Annotated in this window: 3 protein-coding genes; 2 read left to right on the top strand and 1 reads right to left on the bottom strand. The window is 59.2% G+C overall.

Annotated elements, in window-relative coordinates; translation table 11 throughout:
- Window positions 1-92: 92 nt before the first annotated feature.
- Window positions 93-512: a hypothetical protein gene (locus ACHIRB_RS03295; RefSeq protein WP_395126720.1), complete on the bottom strand. Its 420-nt coding sequence runs from the start codon at window positions 510-512 to the stop codon at window positions 93-95.
- 667 nt (window positions 513-1,179) lie between these two features.
- On the opposite strand from ACHIRB_RS03295, the gene ACHIRB_RS03300 reads away from it, so the two are divergent.
- Both ACHIRB_RS03300 and ACHIRB_RS03305 read left to right on the top strand, forming a co-directional pair.
- Window positions 1,180-2,013: a hypothetical protein gene (locus ACHIRB_RS03300; RefSeq protein ID WP_395126721.1), complete on the top strand. Its 834-nt coding sequence runs from the start codon at window positions 1,180-1,182 to the stop codon at window positions 2,011-2,013.
- 91 nt (window positions 2,014-2,104) lie between these two features.
- Window positions 2,105-2,443 (top strand): hypothetical protein, encoded by a 339-nt coding sequence (locus ACHIRB_RS03305; protein ID WP_395126722.1) that lies wholly within the window; start codon window positions 2,105-2,107, stop codon window positions 2,441-2,443.
- Window positions 2,444-3,088: the final 645 nt, after the last annotated feature.

Below are 3,088 nucleotides of genomic sequence, written 5' to 3' on the forward strand. Positions count from 1 at the left end.
CAGGTCACGGGCAACAAGACTCTAAAACAAGCTGGCCCCGTTTACAGGGGGCATGCCAACGCCATATGCCGAACTACTGCGGATGTCCTGCGTCAGCAGTAACTGCTGTTCTCGAACTCGCATTCGCCGGTCGTGGTCGTGCTGAAAAACTGCATGGATTCGGCGAAGTACCAGACGACACCCCAGAGGAGGATCATCCCTAGTGCGACCACGAGCGCAGTTCCCAGGGCAGACCCGAAACCTCGGACCGCGTCACCAGTGGTGTTTCGTGGCCACGATCCTGTTATGCGTATCGGCCGTAGAGCAGCCTCGCGCTGGGTCTTGACGAAGTGGTGGCCAAGTCCGATCGTGACCAACACCATCGCAATCACCAGTGCCCACACCAGGATTGATTCATAGCCAGATGACACCGCGATTACCGGCCCCGCGATAACGGCGACGAGCGCAGAAACCGCAAAAACAGCCCCACCGCCCAAACCAGCAGGCTTCAGGACAATGACGATCCAACTCATCGCGCACCTCTGTTGTCGTGTCGCGGAGCAAGCATCCCTCGCCCAGAAAGAGTAGTGATCAACTCAGTCAGCAGGCTGGCGACGACCAGAAGCAGGACCATGCTGCACCAGAAAAGGGCGACGATTGGCCCGCCGATCGGCGTGGCCGCGAATAGGAAGTCGTAGACCCCGACAACGGCGGTCGTGATCGGCACTTCGGCTGCGGCACAGAGGATGCCAGACAGTGGCCCATGGGCCAAGCCAGCCCAGACTGGGACGAGGACAACAGTCAGGACGGTCAGCAGGTAAGTAAGAGTGGACAGTGTCTCGTAGGCAGATTGTGCGTTGATGGCGGTATCCTGTTCGGCCTTGATGGTCTGCGCAATCTTAAATATCCGGTGGACGTCTGTCTGTCCATCGAAGAGATGACAGCGTGCAAGCGGGGGTTCCGATATACGAAACGGACGGCTGGAGCTCTTCGGACAATCGCGCGAACACAGAGTCGCTTTGATCGGTATGCCAGAAACCGCACCGGGGCGTTCGCTACGCTGTGACGCCATGCTGATCGACGCGCGCGCCCGGGCAGGATGCTGACATTCGGTCTGGCCAGTGACGGTTCTGCGTGACGACATGACGCCCTGGTACCGAACTCCGCGATCTACCGCGCGTGCCCCACAAGGAGGGACCTGTGCCGACACCCGATGAAACTGAGCTGCTCGCGCTCATAGACGGGTGCCTCCATCGGTTAGCCGAACAGCTCGAGCCCATACGAGGGGTCCTGGATGATCCCGTCATCGACCCCAAACTGCGCACACTGCTTGTCACCGCCAGCGCTACTGCCGACTGGGTGCTAACAACTGCACGGACCATGGTGGGCAATCAGGCCGTAGCCGACAGACGAGAGCATGTCGCACAGACCGCCGCGGCAGATGTCGATGCGAACAATTTTGTCGGCCTAATCCGATCGATCGACCATCTCTACGACGAAGCCGTCGCCGCCGTTACCGCCAACGAACGGGACGAGCGGGACCGAGCTCCCCGCGGCTCTTACCGGCCAAGCCAGCTATGGAGTGTTACCTTGCCACTCAAGGACGCAACGGTGAGAATTCCGTCGTACACGCAACTCGCTGCAGACTGCTTCGTTCGGCTTCATCAACCGGCGACGGAATCCGAAGCACCGCAGACGTCTTCACCAGAAGATTGTGTATGTCGAAATCGCCCGCTGACCTACACCGAACTCGACAGTCACTACCTGGGTACCGATCACACCGACGGTCGGCACGGGGAGGTCACCATCAACCAATGCCACCACTGCGGCCAGCGCTGGCTCCGCTACTACTACGAAGGTTGGCACTCCTACGCGGGCCGCTGGTTCCAAACCCCCGTCTCACCCGTTATCGAGCAAACCGTCAAACCCGAAACGGCAACAGCAGTCCTGGATTGCCGCGAATACTTCTGCGGTGGCAGCCATTTCAGCGGCAAGGTTCGCTGGACATCTGGCCCCGTAGATCTATGGGGATGACTATAAAGATGCAGACCCTCGCAACTTCCTCGCGATGGCAATGCAAGCGTGTTCCGATGAGAGACAGTGCATCCCGTGCTGAGGCATTCAGATGCTCGAACATCCGATCTACAGCGCTTTCCTCAAATTTGCGCGCAACCCGGCGGCGTCTGGGAACATCTCTGCAGTGGCGACATACATCGAGGTCGGTAGTAATGACAGTTGCTTCCTCAACGCGAACATGGTTACGCAGATCTCCGCGCAACAAGGGCACGTATTCATTGGTATCGCCGGCGGCGGTACGAAAACCTTCCACCAAGACCGTGTTCCGACGGCCGACGCCGAGTCCGTCGTCGTCGACCTGCTGCGTGAACTTGGAAAACCTCAGCAGCATGGAATGAACGTGATCACTTTCCTGAATGGCCAAGTTGCCACCCGGCCACTCCAATAGAGGAACCTTCGAACAGAGACCACTGATGCCTTCCATCTTCGATGAACCTGGCGACCAAAGCGTCGGCCAGCCCTCGCCCCCCAGCATCCACCAGCCTGTTCGTCGTTTCATCGTCGACGAGGTACGCGCAGAGCAAAAGCGAATCGCCGACCTAGAGGCTGCGAAGCAGTCTACCGACGCAGCAGCGGCGAACGATAGGCGCGCGACGAGCTCTACCGCACTCGATGAGACTGCGCCCGAAGTCGCCGAGGCCTGCAAGAGCATGTCCTGGTCGTTGGATGGAACACTCTTCAACCGTGGATGGGTCTTCGGCCTACAGACCGCTCTGCCGAAGACCTATGGCGAGAAGAGATCGGATGCCATGTGCGTGCTGTTCAAGCAGGACGGAACGTGGAAGTTCCTCGAACGCAGGGGAGGTCTGCCCTGCACGACAGCCCGAAAGAAGCGCCTGGGGTGCTATGACCTACGGGATTCACTCCCGCTTCTTACGCCAGGCGTCTGGTTAACACCCGAATCAATTCGAGCCGATGTCAGGAGGGCTCTGACCCAAAACTATCGATCCCCGCTACATATCCACTGATAGTTCGGGCCTTGCCCCCGCGTGTTGGACACGCTTAATCCCGGACAGAGTCCGGGGGAAGCTGA

The sequence above is a fragment of the Antrihabitans spumae genome (genome assembly GCF_043944905.1).
Taxonomy (GTDB): Bacteria; Actinomycetota; Actinomycetes; order Mycobacteriales; family Mycobacteriaceae; genus Antrihabitans; species Antrihabitans spumae.